Source organism: Microbulbifer variabilis ATCC 700307 (assembly GCF_000380565.1).
GTDB lineage: Bacteria > Pseudomonadota > Gammaproteobacteria > Pseudomonadales > Cellvibrionaceae > Microbulbifer > Microbulbifer variabilis.
In genome coordinates this window covers 456,436-478,820 of sequence record NZ_AQYJ01000029.1, presented here as the reverse complement: position 1 = coordinate 478,820, position 22,385 = coordinate 456,436, and the positions used below count along the sequence as shown (strand labels likewise).

General features: G+C 49.9%; 21 protein-coding genes. 7 read left to right on the top strand and 14 right to left on the bottom strand.

Going from position 1 to position 22,385, the window contains the following annotated elements:
* The first annotated feature begins 204 nt into the window (after window positions 1–204).
* Together G367_RS0120940 and G367_RS0120935 are read left to right on the top strand one after the other, a co-directional pair.
* Window positions 205–1,866 (top strand): nitrite/sulfite reductase, encoded by a 1,662-nt coding sequence (locus tag G367_RS0120940; protein ID WP_020415126.1) that lies wholly within the window; start codon window positions 205–207, stop codon window positions 1,864–1,866.
* Complete coding sequence (locus G367_RS0120935) at window positions 1,850–2,398, top strand: DUF934 domain-containing protein (protein WP_020415125.1); 549 nt, start codon at window positions 1,850–1,852, stop codon at window positions 2,396–2,398. The genes G367_RS0120940 and G367_RS0120935 overlap by 17 nt, the downstream gene beginning before the upstream one ends.
* A gap of 47 nt (window positions 2,399–2,445) precedes the next feature.
* Here the strand turns inward: G367_RS0120935 and G367_RS0120930 are convergent, their stop codons facing one another.
* Complete coding sequence (locus G367_RS0120930) at window positions 2,446–3,060, bottom strand: TetR/AcrR family transcriptional regulator (protein ID WP_020415124.1); 615 nt, start codon at window positions 3,058–3,060, stop codon at window positions 2,446–2,448.
* A gap of 114 nt (window positions 3,061–3,174) precedes the next feature.
* Here G367_RS0120930 and G367_RS0120925 point away from each other — a divergent pair, with 114 nt between their 5' ends.
* Entirely contained in the window at window positions 3,175–3,909 is a 735-nt protein-coding gene (locus G367_RS0120925) for an SDR family oxidoreductase (protein ID WP_020415123.1), read from the top strand.
* Between the two features lie 135 nt (window positions 3,910–4,044).
* Here G367_RS0120925 and G367_RS0120920 read toward each other — a convergent pair whose 3' ends face one another.
* From G367_RS0120920 to G367_RS0120865, 10 genes are all read right to left on the bottom strand, one after another.
* A complete protein-coding gene (locus G367_RS0120920; RefSeq protein ID WP_020415122.1) occupies window positions 4,045–4,788 on the bottom strand; it encodes a sporulation protein in 744 nt (247 codons plus the stop codon).
* A gap of 718 nt (window positions 4,789–5,506) precedes the next feature.
* Window positions 5,507–6,880 carry a glutamate decarboxylase gene (gene gad / locus G367_RS0120915; protein WP_020415121.1) on the bottom strand — a complete coding sequence of 458 codons (1,374 nt, stop codon included), beginning with the start codon at window positions 6,878–6,880 and terminating at the stop codon, window positions 5,507–5,509.
* Between the two features lie 297 nt (window positions 6,881–7,177).
* Window positions 7,178–7,981 (bottom strand): class I SAM-dependent methyltransferase, encoded by an 804-nt coding sequence (locus G367_RS0120905; RefSeq protein ID WP_020415119.1) that lies wholly within the window; start codon window positions 7,979–7,981, stop codon window positions 7,178–7,180.
* Window positions 7,982–8,016: 35 nt separating this feature from the next.
* The gene (locus G367_RS0120900) at window positions 8,017–8,385 is read right to left on the bottom strand and encodes a SpoIIAA family protein (RefSeq protein ID WP_020415118.1); all 369 of its coding nucleotides are present in this window, start codon (window positions 8,383–8,385) and stop codon (window positions 8,017–8,019) included.
* Window positions 8,386–8,458: 73 nt separating this feature from the next.
* Complete coding sequence (locus tag G367_RS0120895; protein ID WP_020415117.1) at window positions 8,459–9,007, bottom strand: hypothetical protein; 549 nt, start codon at window positions 9,005–9,007, stop codon at window positions 8,459–8,461.
* A 355-nt stretch (window positions 9,008–9,362) separates the two neighbouring features.
* Entirely contained in the window at window positions 9,363–9,827 is a 465-nt protein-coding gene (locus G367_RS0120890) for a hypothetical protein (protein ID WP_020415116.1), read from the bottom strand.
* A gap of 345 nt (window positions 9,828–10,172) precedes the next feature.
* Window positions 10,173–11,258, bottom strand: a complete 1,086-nt coding sequence (locus tag G367_RS0120885; protein ID WP_020415115.1) for a PQQ-dependent sugar dehydrogenase — start codon at window positions 11,256–11,258, stop codon at window positions 10,173–10,175.
* A 390-nt stretch (window positions 11,259–11,648) separates the two neighbouring features.
* A complete protein-coding gene (locus G367_RS0120875) occupies window positions 11,649–12,296 on the bottom strand; it encodes a YiaD family glycine zipper/OmpA-like lipoprotein (RefSeq protein ID WP_020415114.1) in 648 nt (215 codons plus the stop codon).
* A gap of 569 nt (window positions 12,297–12,865) precedes the next feature.
* Window positions 12,866–13,093 (bottom strand): SlyX family protein, encoded by a 228-nt coding sequence (locus tag G367_RS0120870; protein ID WP_020415113.1) that lies wholly within the window; start codon window positions 13,091–13,093, stop codon window positions 12,866–12,868.
* On the bottom strand, window positions 13,093–14,235 hold the full coding sequence (locus tag G367_RS0120865) for a serine hydrolase domain-containing protein (protein WP_020415112.1): 1,143 nt from the start codon (window positions 14,233–14,235) through the stop codon (window positions 13,093–13,095). Before G367_RS0120865 ends, G367_RS0120870 begins: the two co-directional genes overlap by 1 nt.
* Window positions 14,236–14,345: 110 nt before the next feature.
* Between G367_RS0120865 and G367_RS0120860 the strand changes: the two genes are divergently transcribed.
* A complete protein-coding gene (locus G367_RS0120860; protein WP_020415111.1) occupies window positions 14,346–14,810 on the top strand; it encodes a PaaI family thioesterase in 465 nt (154 codons plus the stop codon).
* 133 nt (window positions 14,811–14,943) lie between these two features.
* Here G367_RS0120860 and G367_RS0120855 read toward each other — a convergent pair whose 3' ends face one another.
* Complete coding sequence (locus tag G367_RS0120855) at window positions 14,944–15,777, bottom strand: ion transporter (RefSeq protein ID WP_020415110.1); 834 nt, start codon at window positions 15,775–15,777, stop codon at window positions 14,944–14,946.
* A 187-nt stretch (window positions 15,778–15,964) separates the two neighbouring features.
* Between G367_RS0120855 and yciH the strand changes: the two genes are divergently transcribed.
* Window positions 15,965–16,288, top strand: a complete 324-nt coding sequence (gene yciH / locus G367_RS0120850; protein WP_020415109.1) for a stress response translation initiation inhibitor YciH — start codon at window positions 15,965–15,967, stop codon at window positions 16,286–16,288.
* Here yciH and G367_RS0120845 read toward each other — a convergent pair.
* Together G367_RS0120845 and G367_RS0120840 are read right to left on the bottom strand one after the other, a co-directional pair.
* Complete coding sequence (locus G367_RS0120845) at window positions 16,285–18,786, bottom strand: hypothetical protein (protein ID WP_020415108.1); 2,502 nt, start codon at window positions 18,784–18,786, stop codon at window positions 16,285–16,287. The genes yciH and G367_RS0120845 overlap by 4 nt on opposite strands.
* A 179-nt stretch (window positions 18,787–18,965) precedes the next feature.
* A complete protein-coding gene (locus tag G367_RS0120840) occupies window positions 18,966–19,610 on the bottom strand; it encodes a TetR/AcrR family transcriptional regulator (RefSeq protein ID WP_020415107.1) in 645 nt (214 codons plus the stop codon).
* Between the two features lie 204 nt (window positions 19,611–19,814).
* On the opposite strand from G367_RS0120840, the gene G367_RS0120835 reads away from it, so the two are divergent.
* Together G367_RS0120835 and G367_RS0120830 are read left to right on the top strand one after the other, a co-directional pair.
* Window positions 19,815–20,708: an SDR family oxidoreductase gene (locus tag G367_RS0120835; RefSeq protein WP_020415106.1), complete on the top strand. Its 894-nt coding sequence runs from the start codon at window positions 19,815–19,817 to the stop codon at window positions 20,706–20,708.
* Window positions 20,708–22,315: an acyl-CoA carboxylase subunit beta gene (locus G367_RS0120830; protein WP_020415105.1), complete on the top strand. Its 1,608-nt coding sequence runs from the start codon at window positions 20,708–20,710 to the stop codon at window positions 22,313–22,315. The genes G367_RS0120835 and G367_RS0120830 overlap by 1 nt, the downstream gene beginning before the upstream one ends.
* Window positions 22,316–22,385: the final 70 nt, after the last annotated feature.

The window sequence follows — 22,385 nt, the reverse complement described above, 5'->3', positions numbered from 1 at the left end:
CAAGTAGAGCAAATCTCCGTTTATCGCGCAAGACAGCATATGCGAGCAATTCCTTTTCCGTTATAACCGTTGGTTACAGATATAGCGGAAAATATTGTTATTTATTGCATAAGAGCGCTGGTATGTTATGCGCCAGCGGAGATTTATCCGGGGCTCGCCCCTTTCTCCACCATCAGCGCACAAAGGCAATGGAATCAAGCTGTTATGTATCGATACGACGACCGGGATCGCGCCATCATCAACGATCGCGTGGCCCAGTTCCGCGGCCAGACGGAACGTTATCTCGCTGGCGAGTTAAGCGAGGAACAATTCCTGCCGCTGCGCCTGCAAAATGGCCTCTATATTCAGCGACTGGCCCCCATGTTACGCATTGCCGTACCTTATGGCCTGCTCAATAGTACCCAGTTGCGCCGCCTCGCTCGTGTGAGCCGCGATTACGACAAGGGTTATGCCCACTTCACTACGCGCCAGAACCTGCAGTACAACTGGCCGCAGCTGGAAGATATACCCGCTATTCTGGCCGAATTGGCCGAAGTGGAAATGCACGCTGTACAAACCAGCGGCAACTGTATTCGCAACACCACTTCAGACCCCTACGCCGGCATTGCCCTCGACGAAATCGCCGACCCACGCCCCTACTGCGAACTTATCCGTCAGTGGTCCACCTTCCATCCTGAGTTCGCCTTCCTGCCGCGCAAGTTCAAGATTGCCGTGAGTGGTTCAGAACAGGATCGCGCCGCCATCCGCGTACACGATATCGGCGTACAAATCATCAAGCGCGGCGAGGAAATCGGGTTCCAGGTGCTGGTTGGTGGCGGCCAGGGCCGCACACCGGTTATTGCCGAAACCATTCGTGACTTCCTACCTGAAGAGGACCTGCTGTCCTACCTGGAAGCCATTGTACGCGTATACAATCAGCTGGGCCGCCGCGATAACAAATACAAAGCGCGCATTAAAATCCTGGTAAAAGCCCTTGGCCCAGAGGAATTTGGCCGCCGGGTAGAAGAGGAGTGGCAGCATATTAAAGATGGTGCAGAGAAGCTGACCCAGGAAGCTTTGCAGTGGGCCAAGTCCTTTTTCACATCACCTGAATACAAAGAGTTTGACAGCGCCAGTACGCAGGACGCGCTACAGCAACAAACGGATGGCAATAAAGCTTTTGCCCGCTGGCTGGAACGCAATACCTACCCGCATCGGGTACCTGGTTACCGCGCTATCAAGCTATCCACCAAGCCCACCGGCGTACCCCCTGGTGATGTAACCGACAGCCAACTGGACGCCATTGCAGAGCTCGCCGACAACTTCAGCTTTGGTGAGGCCCGTGTCACCCACGACCAGAATGTAGTACTCGCCGATGTGGAGCAAGGCAAGCTGTATGATTTATGGCAGCAGGCGCGTAAGTATGGCTTCGCCACCCCAAATATCGGCACCCTGACCGATATGATTTGCTGCCCCGGTGGTGACTACTGCTCCCTTGCCAACGCCAAATCCATCCCCGTGGCCGAAGCAATCCAACGCCGCTTCGACGATATGGATTACCTATATGACCTGGGCGACCTGAACCTGAATATCTCCGGCTGTATGAATGCCTGTGGCCACCACCATGTGGGGCATATAGGAATTCTTGGCGTCGATAAAAAGGGCGAGGAATTCTATCAAATCCAGCTTGGAGGTAGCGCCTCCAACGAGGCAAGCCTGGCCAAAGTACTGGGCCCGAGCTTTTCCCGCGCAGAAGTCCCTGAAGTGATTGGTAAAATTCTCGACTTTTATGTTGAGCAGCGCCAAGCTGAAGAACCCTTTATCGATACCTATAACCGCATCGGCCTGCAGCCCTTCAAGGAGAGAGTCTATGCCAAAGCCAGCTAAACTGGGCCCGCAGCCGGGCAATCCCGCCGAGCTGATCCTCAATGGCGAGGTTAGCCCCAATGAGTGGCAGCTGATACCCCAAGTTGAAGCTGGCGAAGATTTTGATCTGTCTGCTTTACCCGATGGCAAGGTAATCCTGCCCTTGCGCCAGTGGAAAGATAATCAAGAAGCTCTCGCGGCTCGCCATGATGAAATCGGCGTCTGGCTTGATAGCGAGGAAGGCGCGGAGCTGATTGGTGATGGGGCTGTAGAGCTTCCACTGATCGCTATAAATTTTCCTGCTTTCGCCGATGGCCGTGGCTTCACAGCCGGCCGCCTACTGCGCGAGCGGTTTGGCTTTAAAGGCGAATTGCGGGCCGTGGGTGGTTTTATGCGGGATCAGCTTACCTACCTTCAACGCTGTGGCTTTAACGCTTATGCTTTTGAGGGTGAACAGCCCCTTGTCAGCTTAAAAGACTCCCTTAGTGATTTCGGTGACAGCTACCAAACAGGAACAGATCAACCCCTGCCAATGTTCCGTAGGCGCTTCTGAGGCAATATTTTGTAAGATCTGCCCCTGCCATCCAGCGTAGAGGCAGATCACCGCTTCCCATCCTCATTGATTCCCAGGCCACGCAGCGCAAATCCCAGGATACCCTCCAACTCAGACTTGCTCCTGCCCGACCGGGACAGGGATGCAGTGCCGTGAAGCAGAGCCACCAGGTATAAAGCCACCTTTTCCGCCTGTCGATCTAAACCCAAGTATTGGGAGTCAGCATCACTCTGAAAGAAACGCACCAGCAAACGCATATTCTCCTCATCAGCCGCTTTTAAGGCCTGTATAGCTGCCTTGGGAAGCCCTTCTCCAGCAGTCTCCGACAGACCCTGGGCCAAATAGCAGCCCTTAGGGGTCTCTTCGGCCAACTGGCCCCTGACGGTTGCAAGGAGGAAACCAGAGATCCGCTGAGTCAGCGTCAGCTTATCGTCACTTAAATAAGCCAAGCGATCTTTGGCATGTTTTTCTAAATATTGATGTAAAGCCTGCACGAAAAGCGCTTCTTTATTTCCAAAAGCAGAATAAAGACTGGGCTTATTGATCCCCATAGCCCCGGTTAAATCTGCTAAAGATGTCCCCACATATCCCTTCTTCCAGAACACTCGCATCGCAGCATCCAGTGCGCTCGGCTTATCAAACTCAAGTCTGCGCCCCGCCATAGTGAAGTCTCTTCAAAAAACCATTTGACAATATTGTACCGATCAGTACACTTCAATTCAAATCATACCGATCGGTACAGATTGAAGATAGTAATCACTCACAGGAGAATCAGGATGGGTATTTCCGTTCAAGGCAAAGTTGCACTGGTCACCGGAGCCAATCGCGGTATTGGCAAATCCATTGTGGAAACCTTTATTGAGGAGGGGGCAAAAAAAGTCTATCTGGCGGTGCGAAGCCCCGGGACCACCGCTGAGTTCACTAGAAGATACGGTGCTAAGGTAGTCCCCGTGCAACTGGATGTTACGGATGGCAATGGAATAAAAGCACTAGCAAAAGAAATCCAGGACTTGGATATCCTGGTCAACAATGCCGGGGTACTAGCTCCTACGGAACCCCTCGGCGAGCAGGTTGAAGAGTCTCTGCAGCACGAGTTGAATGTAAACCTATTCGGGCTAGTAAGGATTGCCAAGGCCTTTGCACCTCAACTGGAAAAGAACCGCGGCGCACTGGTCCAATTGAATTCTGTCGTATCTCTGCGTGCCTTCACCCAGGTGAGCACCTATTCCGCCTCCAAGGCCGCAAGCTACGCAATAACTCAAGCCCTTCGAGAAACACTTGGAGAGCGTGGAGTACAAGTACTCAGCGTGCATCCAGGCCCAATAGAAACCGATATGGCCAAGCAGGCAGGATTGGAGGAGGGAGAGGCTCCCAGTACTGTAGCCAAAGGCATTGTTGAGTCCCTCGCAAACGGGGACTTTCACCTATTCCCAGACCCTATGGCTAAGATGTTTGAGGCCGCCTATCAAGGATTCTCAGATACGATTGTCACTGCAGATTTCAGTGAATAATTGTCAAGCAAAATTAGCTAAACATTGATAACCGAATAACCCGCGATGTTTAATGACTAGCGCCTGCTATTATTAACACATCGCGGGTTTCAGCATGCAAATGTCTTAACAAATTAGAATGGATGGCACTACTAACTACAGTGTCAATATTGATTGGACAGCCGCAGTAGCTTCCTTCTCATCGGCATCGCGATGCAAGGTAAAAGAACGATATTGATCGCCTCGCAGACCAAATCTACGATCAACTTCTGCCAAGCAGTGCACCATTCCCCCCTCCAGAATAAAAGAAAGTTCAATTTCTTTTGAACTAAGAAGACCTGAATTCTTAAACTCAATCTCCTGGTAACATCCAGATTTTGAAGAAAAGTTCCCTCCCCTCAGGTACCCCTTCTCGACATCCGCTTTCACCATGCTAAATCCACCCTGCTCTATCGCCGCGATCACCTTTTCGACAACAGGTAAGGGCCGTACTTGCAGAAGATCTCTATCCTTAGGATCGAGCGCAAAATCAATATCTAACACGGTCTCTAACCAAACCCGACATTGGTTCTTGCGCGTGTTAAGTGCGGTTACCGGAGTTTCGTCATTCAATTTAAGCTCAAAGGGTAACTGCTTGGATTCATTAGCATTGATCAAAAATGGTTCCAGAGCCTGAATTTGATCCAGGACAAATTGCTGGTAACTAACGCCGTTATCATTTTCAATTTTCACCTCAGTACAGAGTTTCAAATTGATAGCATCAATCTGTTGTTCCACGTCTCCACCGGCGATATGAATGTTTCCTTTAAGGACACCGCCTTGAAGTATGCTGCTACTTTCCAATACTGTATCAACCTTTGCGGCACCAATACCCAAAGAGGCCTTTAACTTTTGAAACATGAACTTCCCCAAAACACTGACAAGTTAGAATTGATACTGAGTATTAACATGGCCTAAATACTTGGCCACAGCCCCTAATTGCACATCATTATCAGAGGCAACCCAATAATCCGATTCTGCTGAAGCATATCCTTACTCGAGATATTTCTCAATTATTGCTGTTTGCCAATCATTAACATTGCAAGCCCCGCCCCCAAAGCTGAAAAAAAGATCATATTAAGAAGCGTCCATCAACCCTATTTTTAAATTTGGATCGATATATTGAAGAAGATCGCTGGGCTAAAATTATCATTTTTTATCGTCAATCTTCCCCCCTACCGATAAAGCGCTCCAAAGATCTGATTAGCCCCACTTTTCAACCCAGCTTGCCACTAAGGCCTCAAAAATTCCACCTTTGGCATAGGGATATTTCTTAGTAGTTTTACCTTGATCACCTCAACTAAAATTGCATGTATGCCCACTGCCAAACTACGGAGTACCTGCAACTCATAGTCTGTATCCCATAATATAGACCGAATATTCAGGGCCCCAGTCTAGCGGCTATTAATGTGAGCGATGTATATATGTTGGAGTATGCTTCAATAACCTGAAGGAATGATTATTGATTATTCTTTTTAAATCCTTATAAGAAACAGATATTAAAATTTACCTCAAATATTACGTTATTTTTCTATATAACAGAGAACACCTAAAAGCAACTTTCACCCGAAAACGAAAACTAACACTTACTCGGCGCCACCTTCCGAGGGTCGTGCAGTTTCGGTGGGCTGGCATTGCCGCCGTGTTGCTTCAACCAGTTGCAGGCGTTAATGATGTCATCTGCCAGGCCATGTATTGCATTCAGATTAAGGTGTGGGCGCACCACTATTCGCAAGGTATTTACTGATTGGGCGTTTGGCGGCATCGAATAAGCTGACAGAACCCAACCCCGCTCACGGACCTTATCTGAAATATCATACTCATTAAAATTGGTAATCTTATTATTCAGAGTCATCGCCACTACCGGGATACGCTGAGTCTTGTTCATAATCTCAAAGTAGCCACTCTCAACTAAACGATTACGTAAAGTCTGAGCGTTATCCAAAGTATGCTGCATAATATCCTGGTAACCCTTAAAACCGAGACGAATAAAGTTGTAATACTGGTAGGCAACAGTGGAGGCATTGCGGCTAAAGTTCAATGTGGCAGTAGGCATCTCACCACCCAAATAGTTTACATAAAACATCAAGTCCTCATCAAAAACAGCACGCTCTCTAAAAATTATCCAACCTAAACCTGGCGGCACTAAGCCAAATTTATGACCGGACGCGTTGATAGATTTAACTCTCGGCAGGCGAAAATCCCAGTGGTAATTCGGATATAAAAACGGGTTCACAAATCCACCGGATGCAGCATCAATATGCATAGGGACATCATGGCCAGTAGTTTCCTGATAACTATCCAACCAATTATGGATCGCACGGAAGGAATCATCCTCACCGGTAAATGTCTGCCCCGCAATAGCCACCACTGCTATTGTATTCTCATCTACTAACGTATCCAGGTGTTCACTGGTAAAACGGTAATGTCCAGGCTTAAGCGGGGCAATGCGTGGCTCTACATCAAAATAGCGCATAAATTTTTCCCACACAATTTGTACATTGGCACCTGTGACCAAGTTAGGCCTGCCCCCATCTTTACCTGTTTTCTCTCGCCTCTTACGCCAGCGCCATTTATGGGCCAGACCCGCCAACATACAAGCTTCTGAAGAGCCTATTGTCGCTGCACCATAGGGTTCTACATTCTTCGGGCCATTCCAAAGTTCGTGCAACCAGCGCACCATCCGTGCTTCCATAGCAAAAAGCTGGGGATACATATCATGATCGATATAATTTTTGAGATAGTGCTTTTTTGCCACTTCAAAAGCTTCGGGCTCGGTAAAGGTGGTGACAAAGGACGACAGGTTCATAGCCGGTTTGGCGTCAGACCAGGTTTCACTGGTTACAATGGATTCGGCGGCATAAGCACAAATACTGTCACGGGGAAAGTGATCTTCAGGAATATCCTCATTGTACTCATCAAAAAACAGGTCGAACGGAGACTTCTCTCTCATAGCCAACCTCCTTGCCATTAATCTGCATCAATGAAAGGCCGCTGCATATCCCCCTCTTTATACCAAGAGGGTTTTTACATATGGATGTTTTGCAACAACATAGCAGTAGAAACCAAAATGCCACCAGGCACCAAGGCAACATAGACCCTGTGACCAGCTACAACCAGCTGTTTAGGAAGGAAAAGGAGCTAGCAAATGAGAGCACCCTGCTTTTGGGTAAGACGCAATATGATATTACCTGATTCGATATTTAGCCGGTGGTTGCATAAGCCGCCAGCTAAACATTCTTAAAGTGGCTTAGCCAGGAACGCCATGTTTGGTATAGATATCAAAACGTCCTGACTTACCCTCAAGCGAGAGCGTGGGCTTTTTTTCACCCAGATGCGGAGCCTGCTTCGGGCGCTTGACCACGGTACGGTAATAACAGGCCTTAAGCGCGGGCTCAAGTAAAGCATCCGCATCTTCGTCTGCTCCTACCAAATAGTGGAAAGCCACCATCTCTTTTTTTACTTTGGCACTTTTGCCCCGTGGCGGGAACATTGGGTCCAGGAAGACAACAGGCCAGGAACCTTCCGCTTGCTGTGCCAGCCAGTCAGCAGAAGAGTCTTTTCGATCAGTAAGGGACAATCGCTCAGCCACCAATATCAACTCTGGATCAAGGACTGCAGCTTCCTGCAGCCTCCTCAAGCCATCTTGCAGCAACAAATACACCACTGGGTTACGCTCTAACATCAGGACTTCACAGCCCAATGATGCCAAAACAAAGGCATCACGTCCGAGCCCTGCGGTCGCATCCAAAACACGGGGGTGAAAACCAGGCCGTATACCAACAGCTTTAGCGACTGGCTGCGCTTTACCGCCACCATATTTACGCCTGTGCGCCATAGCCCCACCAACAAAGTCCACAACCACAGGTCCCGGTGCTTTTTTTCCCGTCGCGCACAACTGTAGTTGCTCACCGCAACGTAGCACCTGCGGAAAATCACAAATTTCTGTGGGATCTTCAACACCCAGGCAGGGAAGGTCAAGTTGGTTGGAAAGTTGCTCAGCAGCGGCAAGGTAATCTTTGGCCGCCGCGATAATGGCCAATGCTGGACTCACCACTACTCCTAAAAATCGTTAGATGGTGCGTGATGCTACCCCGGATTTTCCAACCATTCCAGAGCTTCAGACTTCTCATTCGAGTTAAACGGGCGGACTTCTGCGCTGATAAAATGACAAACCAAATGCGGCATAAAACTTAAAACAGGGTTGTCGGACACCACCGCAATTTTTTGTATGTGTTTATGGTGATCGTGCACAAAACGAAAATGAGTAATCATCGCGACGAAATTTTCCCATCCAGCAAAATCCTCTGCGTCGATCATTAGTCCTTCTATTCTGCCCTGTTCCCTGATCACTGGATCTACTTGTGACGCCAGCTGATGGAAATCTTCTGCAGAAAACTTTCCCTTGGGGCGAATTTCTAGGATTTTGTGTCCCTGACACCATTTGTGCTCGATCATTCTGTTAAAATAGCTTTGGGCCGCCTAAACAGGCGACCCTCACCGATCTCCTAGTTCCTACTTTCTGTTCTATCTATTGCTGGGGCTGGCCAGAATTACTTTCCATTCCCTCATCAGTGCCCGTGTCGGTATCACCGGGATTACTTTCCATATTTTCAGCACCCTCTACTGCTTGCTGGGCTTCACTGGAGGCTTCATCAACAGCTTCACCAGCGGGGCTTGCCGTGCTCGGCTCTTCCTGTGGGGTTGAATCATCAGGATTGCCACTAGCAGTCTCTGCATCTGCTTCCCCAGGCTCCGGGGTTGGTCCGCCGCTCGAGGGAACTGAGCCAGAGCTAGTGGAAGCGCTACCCCCAGGAGGTGTGGGATCTGTCTGATCGGATTCCTGTGGCACCTGGGTATCGGGGTTACCCATGCCATCAGGTGGTGTGGTGGTGCCGTTAGGCGAAGAAGAATCACTACCACTGCCGCTACCCGACGGCGTGGAGTTATCGTTCATTTGCTCGCTCTTTGGCTGATCCATTGAGTCATAGGCTTCTTTGGCCTTGTGTTCGCCACTGCGAGACATAAAGTATCCGATGATCAGTAACAAAATGATCAATGGAATCAATAGCTTCTTCATACGTCGACCTCTCGACCCCAAGCGGTTTCTGGAAAACACTTATTGCAAGGCCGGCTAAGCGCCTGGGCTTTTGGGCCCACGGCAGTGAGCACTATAGGCTTGCCTCACACTGCATCCCTGCGGCAATAATAGCTGGCCCTAAGGCCTTTTGACGCCAGCGCCAAGTAATTCAACGCATATCGACTAAAAGAAGATGACGCCAATACTGATAAGAATAACTCGGCATTGGCGTACTTCAAGGAGGTAACCTCCACTTGGAGAGTTTGGATTGCTGTAAATAGCAGGCAACTTACAACCAACAGTTCTATTCAACAAAATTAGATCAACAAAGTTACTGGTGGCGCTCTTAAAGCACCTATCCTCGGGTGGTGAATTCATTGAGCTCTGCTAAGAGCTCCTCTGCATCAGATTCCACCACTGCGGCATCGCAGCTGCGCAGTTGTAGCCGTCCATAACTATCCAGACTGGCAAAGATCAAATAACGCTCCCCTTTCTCAAGCTTGGTATCGCAAAACTCCAGCCCCAAACGAAATGTGATTTGATCTGCCACAGCCCCCTTCCATATCTGTTCAGGAACAGCCGAATAAACATAGCCTGAAATTGCTGTGACACCCGGCTCTGAGAGAGCGCTGTCTACATCCCTATGAATTCCTATAACCTCCACCTGAGCTACCACCGCCGCTTCGGTAAAACGCATCTCCAGGTTGGTAGTAGGCACACCCAATACTCCTTCTTCTGCATGTCCCAAATGAGGCATCAAATTGAGGAAAATTAAGACAAATCCCAGGGAGAGCGTTATTAGGGTGGCTTGACGGGACACAGGCTTTCTCCATTATTCGTATTGTCACTACTGTAGAAATAGCACAACCCGGAAGAACCCTATTTTGATTTTAAACTTTCAGCAAAAAATTATGAAAAAAGCGTTTACCGGTCAGTATTCATGGGTTTCACCTGACAGGGAAGCCCGGTCATCTCAACCAATGAATTATATGAAGCATGCCGGGCTATTAGTGTCAAGGCTTGTCTTCCACGCAAAACATGAGTAAGCATACGCGACAAGGCAATTAGAGCCCCATTAATGGCTACTGGAAATATTGAAGATAGTTGGCCGCCTTTACAGGCAGCCTAACCCAATACTTCTATAGAAAATCACTTCAGCTGAAGTTCAATGATCACTATAAGTTAAACGATAAATCTTATGGGCAAAATCATCTGAAATCAGCACACTGCCATCAGGCATCTCCAGGAAGGCCACCGGGCGTCCAAAAGTCGTTTCATCCCGCATAAAACCAGTAATCACAGGTTTATAGTTGGTGATTCTATTCTCTTCTACAGTAGCTAACATCACACGATAACCCGACTTCTTGCTTCGATTCCAGGATCCGTGTTCCGCAACCAAAAGATTTTTCCTGTAATCATCAGGAAATTGATTGCCAAGGTAAAAGTGTATTCCCAGAGGTGCGACGTGGGCGCCCAAATTTAGTACTGGCGCGGAATAATCACTAACCTTCCTATCTTGACCAAATTCAGGGTCTGCAATATCAGCGCCATGAAAATAGGGGTAACCAAAATGCTCTCCTTCGTAGCTTACCCTATTAATTTCACAAGGCGGGATATCATCTCCCATCATATCCCTGCCATTATCACTGAACCACAACTCATTTGTCTGCGGGTGAAAATCAAAACCCACAGTATTTCTCACTCCATTAGCTATTACTTTTGTTTCCTTTGAAGCCAGATCTAAAGAAAATATCTTGGAATAGCGTTTATCTGCATCACAAATATTACATGGCGCACCAACAGGAACTATTAAATTACCCTTTTTATCAAAACGTAAGAATTTCCAACCGTGATGCCTATCAGACGGGAACTGATCATAAACCACTTCAGATTTTGGCTTATCAAGATTTTCATCTATATCAGGAAAACGAATAATTTTATTAATATCGGCCACATACAAATCGCCATTTTTATAGGCAATCCCTGTCGGCGCTCTTAAGTTTTCCATGAGCAACCAACGCCGATCTGCTTTTCCATCGTTATTTGTATCTTTGAAAGCATATATCTTTTTGGCACTGAAAGAGCCAGAAAAAACAGTACCTGACTCAGAAAGTGCCAGTTGTCGTGCAGTCTCTACATCTTCGGCAAAGTAACTAAGTTCAAAGCCATCCGGCACCTTTAGTTGTTCAAGGGTAATCTCAGCTTGCACTACTGATGAGAGCAATAAACTAATTAGCAGTATTTTTTTCATGGGACGCAGTCAACAGACAAAATGCTATCTTAGCTTTAGATGCACTTTTTGACTAACCAATAAAGACTGTATGAGACAGAAACCTGCGAGAATAAGTTAAGCGACCTAAAAGAAACTCTTTAAAAGCCCTATCGCCCCCCCCTTTACGAATGGCTGTTGCCACCAGCTATGGTTTGCTGCCGGCACTATTGGCCCTGAGTTTACTAACCCTGCCTGAAAGTAAGGTCAATGATTAAACAAACATAAGGGTAGAAGAGCAACCCTGCCACATCTGTAAAGGAGGATTGATACTGAGGAGGTCAAAAGGGATTAATTTAGGACCGCAGCGCCTACGACTATTCAGTTAGGCGCTGCGAGTGTCACTCTAGAGGCAACTAAACCTCATGCCGCTTATAGCGGCAACAGCTCGAGCTCTACACGACGGTTAGCTTGGCGGCCTGATTCAGAGTCATTACTAGCCAGCGGATAACGCTCACCATAACCGACAGCCTGTACACGACCGTAGGCAACACCGCTATTACTGAAGAAGCTAGCTACCGAATTAGCGCGCTGCTCACTCAAGGACTGGTTGTAAACGTCAGAGCCAGTGCTGTCAGTATGGCCACTAACACGGATGGCTGTCTTATCAAACTCCTGTAAAACAACAGTCACAGATTCCAGGGTATCGTAAAAGTCAGTTCGAATATCGGAGCGGTTGGTACCAAATGTAATATTGCCAGGCATGATCAGACGGATGTTATCGCCCTCACGCTGAACACGAACACCACTGCCCTCCAGGCGCTGGCGCAAAGCCATTTCCTGGCGATCCATATAATAGCCAATGCCACCGCCAATGGCTGCGCCGCCCAAGGCCCCGGTGAGAGCCCCTTTCTTACGGTCTTTCTTACTCGCAGTTGCCGCACCGACAATTGCACCAGCTACAGCGCCAATTCCTGCCCCTTTGGCGGCATTACTGGTTTTACTCTCACCGGTGTATGGGTCCAAAGTGGAACAACCCACCAGTGAGCCCATTGCAAGAATTGCTACCCAATGTTTCATTATTGGTTCTCCTAACGCACTTTTAATAAACGGGTATTGGGATGCACTGAGCCCAGTGCTCCTGCACAGTCCCTACAGTATTCAGCACGCTAGCTGACCGGCGGCTGAATCGACCCTACGAAATATTGTGAAGGCTAAGATAAACTGATCATCAGTTCTATTGACCAGTCCCCATTGCGCATCATCGATTACTGCGACGACGATGCACTAGCGTGCAGTTTCGCCACTAGAGAAGTGTTTACCCCCTTCTTCCACAAAATCTGTGGATAACTCTGTGTATTAATCGACAAAGGTCAGCGCCACATGGCGTAATCCCTTGCCTATAGCATTTTGCACATTTTTTAAACTCTTGAGTTTTACCAATAAAAACAACAGGTTAGATAAAGCAAATTTTTTAATGTACCGGCTGTTTTAGTGTATACAGGTAGTTGTCAGCAGCATGTTTGCATGTGGAAAAGTTTGTCAATACCTCCAGCACCAGAGGACAAACTTTTTTTAGACGCATTTGTGCTTACTCCCACAACTCAATGGCACGACTTTAATCATTCACATCTACAGGCTATCCCCTACTAATAATGTGGCGGCTTCTCATCTTGCTGCTTTGCTCCACCCTGCATTTCGAAAGTTATCGCACTGTACTTTTCTCCCAACTCACGAATGCGTGAAATCAGGCTCCGGATATCCAAATCCTGGCGGGCAATAACGTCATTAAGTTGGGCGATAGTATCCTCCTGGAAAGCGAGACGGCTCTCCAGCTCATCAATACGCTCAACCAGCTTTACAATTTCATCACTCATCACAGCAGCCCGTATAAGGTTTCCACCAACCCTACCGCGCGCCGATCCATAAACAAACTCTGCCCCAGCCTTGTTGTGACATACCCCAATCCCAAGCCACATTCAGGATCGGCGAATCCGACACTGCCACCGGCACCCGGATGACCAAAGCCTTCAGGACCACCAAAACGCAAATCCGCAGCGTTACTGCTGCGAATAAAACCACAACCAAAACTCACTTCAGCCTGTAGCACTTTATCTCGGCCGCAACTTTGCTCCCGTGCAGCCTCTTTTACCCATTCTATTGGTAAAGTTTCGGGGTTGTCCTTTGACAGATCGCCGTACACTGCTGCCAGGTCTCGCGCACTGAAATGTCCATTGGCAGCGGGAATCAATGCTCCGCGCCACTCGGAGCTGTTGGTTCCCATCATCAGGCTAACGGGATTGCTAAACGCCATTGAAACCGGACCCTTGCGATCTTCTTTTATTGCACGACCAATAGCATTTTCACGCAACTCTGGAAGCGGCTGTTTGAGGGGGCTGACATCAGCTATACGCTGGGATTTGTGTCCATTAGCGCCAAAGCCCCCATCGAGATCGAGGGGTTTGGCTAACATTTCCCGATAAAGTTCCAATAAGGGCTTTTGCGCTACCCGCTCGATCACCCCACCCAAGCTCCAGCCGTACAAAAAAGGGGCGTAGCCCTGCTGAGTTCCAGGAGCCCACCAAGGCTCAGTACGAGCCACTTCATCACATGCCGCTTGCCAGTCATAAATCAGGCTATCCTTTACCCGCCCACGGAAGGCAACCAAACCACTACGGTGGCAAAGTAATTGGCGTGCCGTGACACTGTCCTTACCTCGGGCAAATTCCGGCCAGTAGTCTGCCACAGGGCGGTCCAGATCCAGGTTACCAGCAGCTACTTGTTGCATAGCAAGCAGTGCGAGTATGCCCTTACTGGAAGAAAATACATTGGCTAGAGTATCTTCTGTAAAAGGGCGTTCGGCATCCCTATCAGCGCTACCGGCCCATAAGGAACAGATCAATTCTCCATGCTGGCGCACCGCAAAGGCCGCGCCGGTATCCCCACACTCGCGAAAATTTTTGGCGAAAGCATCATAAAGTGCCTCAAACCCAGGGGCGCAAAGGCCATATATTTCCATGTATCTATGTCCAGATAATTCGGGTAACTCTATTGGAAGCCCGCAAGGTTAATTTCTTCCCCTCTCTGGCGCAAATCGGTAGTATTGCGCGTCTATCACGAGGGACAGTTATGACTCAAGAAATCGCCATCCAGGATCAAATTCAGGGCAACCACTGCTTTGGTTGTGGCCCGGACAACGACCAAGGGCTGCGTATCAAGAGCTATTGGAGTGGCCAGAATCAAACCCGCTGTGAGTTTACTCCCAGCCCGTTTCACAATGCTGGTCCAGCAAAGTATTTGAATGGTGGTATTATCGCCACAGTGATTGATTGCCATACTATTTGTACGGCTATCGCTGATAGCTATGTACAGGCCGGGCGCGATGTTGGTACTGGGGAGAAAATCTGGTATGCAACCGGTAAGCTCGATATCAAATACCTGGCTCCAGCAATGATTGATAAACCACTAATCCTCGAAGCCTCTATTGTCGGACGCGGCCCCAAAAAAACCGTATTACACTGTAGCCTTACCAGCGATGGCCGTTTATGCGCCAAGGCTGAGGTTGTGGCAGTACGTGTTCCAGGTGACTGGTAGCCACTCCCAACAAGAAAAATACTTTCTGATGAATTTTTAGCTCAGGTCACATGGACTCAGGGGTGACCCTATCTCTCGGAGCTTCTACCCCTCTCTGCTCAAAAAGCAGGCAGGCCTGATGAGCTGACAATTTTCAAACTTCAGGTACCTCCTCCGTATCCTCCAGCCTGTGGCCACAAAACTTACAGTATTCCGCATCGGGATCATGGGCGCTGCGACTGCAGTTGTGGCAAGCCAGCTGGGTACGCTCGCGATTCATCTCTCCCGCCAACTCCGCGGTCAAAATCCCTGTGGGAACTGCAATGATTGAGTAACCTATCAACATCGTCATCGCCGCAATTGCCTGCCCCAGTGGTGTCTGTGGCGAAATATCCCCATAGCCTACAGTCGTAATGGTGACAATTGCCCAATACACGCTGGTGGGAATACTGGTAAAACCATGACCAGGCCCCTCTACTACAAACATCAGGGAGCCAAAGATAATACACATTACAAATACGCTAGAGTAGAACACCAGAATTTTTCGCCGCGCAAGCCCCAAAGCACGCAACAAAATATTGGCATCCCTCAGGTAGCGAACCAGCTTAAGTATCCTGAAAATACGCAGCACCCGCAGTAAGCGGATCACCAGCAAATAGGTTGCACCGGTATAGAGCAGGGCCAGATAACTTGGCAGGATTGCGAGTAGATCGACAATTCCATAGAAGCTGAAAATATATTTACGGCGATTCACCGAACAATAAATTCGCGCGAAGTACTCTATGGTAAACAACCCGGTAAAGATCCACTCCAGACCGATGAGCAGCGAACCGTAACGATCCGCTACAGCTCCAATCGAAGCCAGTAAAACCAGGGACACACTGATCAAAATCGCCCAGATCAAGAAAACATCAAAGTTGCGTCCGGCGGGAGTATCTGTACCGAAGATCACCTCATTGAGCAGTTTTCGACGTCCTGTTAACGCCATCTATCACCTCAACCACTTGCTGCTATCAATTTTCGGCGGAATTCTAACCTTTAGGAGGAACTTGGTCGCCTCTAATTTTCACCGGGCCCACTGCCGGTCAGCTGGGTCCCCTTTGACTTCTTCCACACCTCGGGCACAATCGCGCTCCGACCAAAAATCACAATTGTTTATCGGGGAGCCCTCAGCCATGGCCAAGGAAAATCGTCTCGTCTATTCCACCGATCGCGGCCGTATAAAAGAAGAACCCTCTGCAGAAAAGCGCCATGAGGGGGATTGCATAGTACGTATCCATAGGGAGACCAAGGGACGCAAGGGTAAAGGGGTGACCTGCGTGCGCGGGATCGCAGGTACTGATAGTGAATTGAAATTACTGCTGGCAGAATTGAAGAAACGCTGTGGCTGCGGTGGTGCCTTGAAAGACGGTGTGATTGAAATCCAAGGCGACAAGCGCCCGGAAATCAAGGCCCTTCTCGAGTCCAAGAACTATAAGGTCAAGCTGGCCGGGGGTTAAACGGTTCGCAACAGGCGAAGTGGACTCAGCTGCAGCTGCCTTTCCCGCTCCAGACAGCGTCTCAACAAGGCTGCCAACTGTACCTGATAATACTCCAGAATCACCGATCGGGCATATTTACAACGAGACTCCATTGACCGCACAGCTGCCAATGCCTCTTGGTGTTGCTGCGGCAATACCTGTAGGGTTTCACGCTTAGCCTTGATGCATAGGGCTCTACCAAGACCCTGCGATCTCAATAACTCAGAAGATTCTACTGTAGCGAAAGTCGCATCCAATTCCCGAGCACTCAAGGCCAGATATTTCTGCACCAGCTCCCGTTCTGACAGGTTTTGCGATAGATGCCGGGCAAATAACCCCAAACTGGTACTAAACCCGGCAAGCCGCTCCAGATGAGGCTCTAGGGAATCGTATGCAGAAAGATGGCGCAGTTGGTTGCGCGCCTCTTGGCGTTCCTTCGCCGGCATGGTTACCAGAGCCAGACACAAGCGTTGGTAAAACGCGGTATAGATATGCTGCAGCTGCTTTTCACTCTCTTCCAATTCGGATCGTTTCAGCGCAGCCAACTCTTGAGCCGATGCAAGACTGCCACTTTTTAGTGAGTAATCCTGGGGGTCGATACGCAACTTGTTCCTAATCATTGCCGCACCCAGCTGCATCGTTGCCATACGAGTTCGCAACATCCGGCTACGCTCGCGCACCTCACCCAAATCAACCAACTTGCCTCGCAACCAATCGACGATGGCCTGCAGATCCATCTCCTGCATTTCTTTAGATGCTGGTCGACTCAACGGCAGCAAAGAAAACGGAGGAAGACGATTAAAGTACTCTTCCAAAGTCTGCACTGCCTCGTCTACCTCACGGCTGGAACAGAGCAAGCGGCGATTTTCTACTACTTGGCAATCAGCCCCAGCGCTGGAAGCAGTGCAGGCCATTGCCAATTCAGTAAAATTGGCGAATAGGTCAGACATAGAGACTTCCCATTTGATACGAGAGCCCAGGTCACGCCGGCTTACCACCTCAATACGCTCTAAATCCGCCGCCTCACACATATCCCAGGGGTCACTTGCCTGCCCCATGGCTAGCTCTATAGCCTTACAGGTTTCTTGGTCCAGATTCTCAAACGTCCAGGCTATCGCAGTAGGGATATTTTCAAATCGTTGCCCCAGGGCAGCGGCCTCACGGGCGGTCTCTGAGACAATCAAATCCGCGTGCACCAGTCGGTGCCACCTTTCGGCAAACCCCGGAAACACCTGACTACCAATCAAATCTGCCGCCCACAGATCAGCACGTGACTCTAGGTAACGGGCACTACTACGGGTAATGAATCGGTGCAGGTTTTCGAGACGCTCCACTAAAGGCAATAAAAAGTGGCCACAGATGACCAGCATGCGATGAAAGGGTTTCTGGAAAATACTGGGCTCTCCACTTGTACACAGGACACTGCGTTCGTTCTCTAGAGCCCACTGAACTAACTCAAGGCGGCGCAAACCATCCAAAACCAACCAGGCCAATAATCCGGTTAGTTTCCCCTGGTAGATACCAATTCCACGGCCCACCAAAGCTAGGGCCTCACTGCCACGTAGTGCCGTCACGCTGGCGAGCCCCAAATGAAGTGGTAATTGCTGGCGTATTACCTCGGAAAGTGTGGGTGAGCTGAAAATCTGGGCGTTGGGACTTAGAACAATCTCATTCACTTTCGGCAGACTGGTTCTTCGGGAAAGCTGTTCAAATAAACGCAGAAGGTCCTTACCTTGGGCTCGATCGAGGGGTATCTCACCGAGTTTGGCCCAAGCACTTCTCGGAAACCACAGGTAGGGCGCAGCCAGGAGCAGAAAAAGAAAACTACACACAGCAATCGCAATCAAACTGGATACGATAACACTGCCATTCAAATCGCCCTGCCATACTGCAAGCGGAATCTGCCAGAGGGCAAAACCGGCCCCATACAAACACAGGCCAGCAACTGTCAAAAAAATAGCGGGCAGCACTATTGCCGGCAAAAAACCCAATAAAGCTCTGCCAACACCGGAGGGCACAGTAACTTTCTTATCACTGATAATTTGCTCTATTCCCTTTGAGGGTTCTAAGGTCCTTGAGCCCTCCGATTGCACAGCAGCTTTAGGGGACTGACTGTACTCTGGTGGTACCCCTGGGCCGCTGCCAATAATGCTATTTTTGTTGAAGGGCCTCCCCTTGGCTGTCTGGGCTTTGCGCCTCTGCGCTACCTTAATACGGGCAATTAACTGCTGATTATCAAATTTTCCTGCAGGGCAGACCTCCACTCTCAAACCAATTTTGTGAAGACCGGCGCGATACTCCAAGGCACGGGCAGATTCCAGCTGATCTCTGATAACCCACCCTTTCAATAGAAATCTTCGAGCTTGGGCTTCTGGGATTGAAAACAGCTTCGTAGCATCCCGCACCACTTGATCCGAATCTTTGGCGTGAAGTGTCCTTCCAGTGGAAACTACCTGGTAAAGTTCCTGGCTCGCCATTCCCCTCTCCTGTCACCTAGTGACACATATTGTCACATTCTTTACATCTTGCGCGCAGGGTAAAAGATTCAAGAGAAAACGGGTGCGCACCAGTTCTCAGGAAACCATTCAAGGTTACATAATTGGCAAGAAAGGAGGCAAAGTGCACAGTTTTTCGTGCGCCTCGCAGTTTTTCTGTGTCAGGGAGTAAAGATATGAAAGGTCCGATCAGCCAATTCAGGAATTGTCAGCCCCCTATCCCTGGGTTCGAACCAGCTATAAGTGTGGCTTAGTGCGCCAACTAAAAGCCGCCGCACAAGTGCCGGGTCATCACCAGGGCATTTGGCCGCAACAATTGCATCCAACCAGATCCGCTCATACTCTTCGCGCAGCTGCAATACCTCTTCCTGGCTCTCCTCAGACAAGCTGCGCCACTCCATTACCAGAATGGAAAATCCTGGTACGGCTTGTTCGTGGATAGCCTCGAGCTCAGACTGTATGCAAGCCCGCAACTTTTCCTGCGGACAGCCTGCACTCTCTGCAGCACTACGCATTCGAGCACTGGCAAATATGGTGACCTCTTTCATTACCGCGCAGAGAATCTGCTCTTTACTGGCAAAATGGTGAAAAATACTGCCAGAAAGTATGCCAACTTCCGCAGCTAGATCACGCACTGTGGTGCGGGCAAATCCCCTTTGCTCGAACAGACGCGCAGCGGCATTCAGTAAACGTCCGCGGGGAGAGGCAGGGTCAGTTAGCATACCCTGCTCTACCAGAGTACCAATTAATTCTTGTGGTGACAGTTGAGTCGGCACCTCCGCCAGCACTTGCGCACTCTCTCGCACGTATCTCTCCAAAACTTTTTCGGGTAATTAACCCGGAATATTAGCGGCCCAATGAATTTCAAATCAAATAGACGCCAGCTATTGAATACCAAGCGCTTGCTTGGTAGCGTTAAGCTATTCTGCGTTTTCTCACACGCAGGCGCAAGCGCCAACAAGAACAATAAAAACTGAATAAGCCGTGAGGCCGTAAAAAAGGAAACTTTCATGCGCTATCAAAGCCAGCTGCGCTCAGGCAGCTTTAGCGAGCAAACCTATATCGTCACCGGCGGCGGCAGCGGTATTGGCCGCTGTATCGCCCACGAATTGGCCAGCCTCGGCGCCCATGCAGTATTGATCGGGCGCAAACTGGACAAGCTGGAAAGGGTTGCCGGTGAAATCAATAACGATGGTGGCGAGTGCAGTTTGTTCAGCCTGGATATTCGCGATGAAGAAGGAGTGCAGGAGACAGTGGGGCAAATAGTCCAGGCCCGGGGCCAAATTCACGGATTGGTGAACAATGCCGGTGGCCAGTTCCCCTCCCCCCTTGAGCAGATCAACACAAGAGGTTTCGATGCCGTTGTACGCAGCAACCTGCTCGGTGGCTTTTTAATGTCCCGAGAAGTTTTTGTGCAGTCGATGAAACAGCACGGCGGCAGTATCGTAAATATCACCGCAGATAACGCCGGCGGCATGCCAATGATGGGCCATTCCGGTGCCGCCCGCGCGGGCATGGAAAATATTACCGAAACCTCCGCATTGGAGTGGGCACCTTTTGGCGTTCGAGTTAACGCCGTGGCGCCAGGCTATATTCTCTCCAGCGGCTTTGATACTTACGACCCCAAATTCCTGCGCGAGCTACTACCGGGCTTCCGAGACAGCATTCCCCTCTACCGATTGGGAGAAGAAGCAGAAGTTAGTGGGGCAGTGTGCTTCCTACTTTCCGATGCCGCCAGCTATATCACCGGACAAACGCTGCGTATCGATGGTGGCTCAAGTCTCAAGCATCACTCTCCCCTTTGGCAGCCACAAGCCGCCAACAACTCCAAGCGCTTTAATGGATTCCACCGCAAACGCCGGCCCCAAGTTGTGGAAGAGCTGGAAGCGGAGGGTAAGCTCTAATGCAGCCGATTGATTCCCAGCTCGACAACCGCTCGGCAGAGTTCAATGACAACCAAGCTGCCATGCTCGAGCAGATCAACCAGTTTCGTGAAGCTGAGCAACGTCCGGTTCAAGCTGAAAAAAGTAAGGCTGCCCGCTATCGTGATCGGGGCTGGCTGCTGCCAAGGGAGCGCCTCAATTTATTGCTCGACCCCGGCGCACCTTTTGTAGAGCTGTGCTCCCTCGCCGGCTATAAATTGTTTGACGACCAGGATGGTACCGGTGCGGGTGGCGGAGCCATTTGTGGTATTGGCCAGATCAGCGGGCAACGTTGCATGGTTCGAGTGGATAACTATGCCGTAAAAGGTGGCACCATCTCACCAGCCGGGATGGATAAAGCCCTGCGAATGCAGCGGATCGCTCTGGAAAATCATTTACCAATAGTCGCCCTGGCGCAAAGTGGTGGCGCCAATCTGATGTACGCCAGCGACACTTTTGCTCCCGGTGGGCGGGGTTTTGCCAACCAGGCGCGAATGTCCGCCGCCGGTATTCCGCAAGTTACTGTGGTACACGGCGGCGCTACTGCCGGCGGCGCCTACCAGCCGGGCCTGTCAGATTATGTCGTTATGGTGCGCGGACAAACCGGCATGTACCTGGCTGGGCCGCCGCTGCTGAAAGCTGCCACCGGTGAAATTGCCGATGCGGAAAGCCTCGGCGGAGCAGAAATGCACTGTACCGAGTCCGGCAGTGGCGATTACTTAGCAGAGAACGACGCCGATGGTATTCGCATAGCAAGAGAGATTGTTGCCGCCCTACCCTCACCCATTAAAAGCTCAGTACAAAAAGATTACCGAGACCCACTGCACCCTATCGACGACCTGCTCGGCCTGATTCCAGCAGACAGCAAAAAGCCCTACGACGTGCGCGAAATTCTGGCTCGTATCGCCGACGGCTCCGCCATGCTGGATTTCAAGCCGGAATTCGATCGACAAACCGTGTGCGGCCATATTCGTATCGAAGGCTTCCTTGTGGGAATTATTGGGAATAACGGCCCGATCACCCCCAAGGGCGCCAACAAGGCCGCGCAGTTTATTCAGTTGTGCGAACAGAGTGGCACGCCACTGCTGTTTTTGCATAACACCACCGGGTTTATGGTGGGTACCGAGGTGGAGCGCAACGGCATCATCAAGCACGGCGCCAAAATGATTCAGGCCGTGGCCAATGCCAGCGTACCAAAACTCAGCATTGTCGTAGGTGGCTCCTATGGGGCCGGCAACTACGCCATGTGTGGTCGCGGATTCGATCCCCGCTTTATTTTTGCCTGGCCCAATTCCCGCACCGCCGTTATGGGCGCAGCCCAGGCCGGCAAGGTAATGCGCATCGTCACCGAGCAAAAAATGCAACGCAGCGGCAATGTCGATGAGGCGGTATTAGACAAATTGGAAAACGACACCAGCGCATTTATGCAGGGCAATTCCGATGCTCTCGCCTGCAGTGCGCGCCTCTGGGATGACGGCATTATCGATCCCCGCGATACGCGCAAACTTTTAGGCATGTTGCTAGAAATTTGCAATGAGGCCGAGCAGAGAAAACTCAACAAAAATACCTTTGGCGTAGCTAGGTTTTAACGAAAAACCTGGGCAACAAGGAAGTGCGGTTGCCCATTCACACCATCACCGGGTTCACACTTCAAAGCAG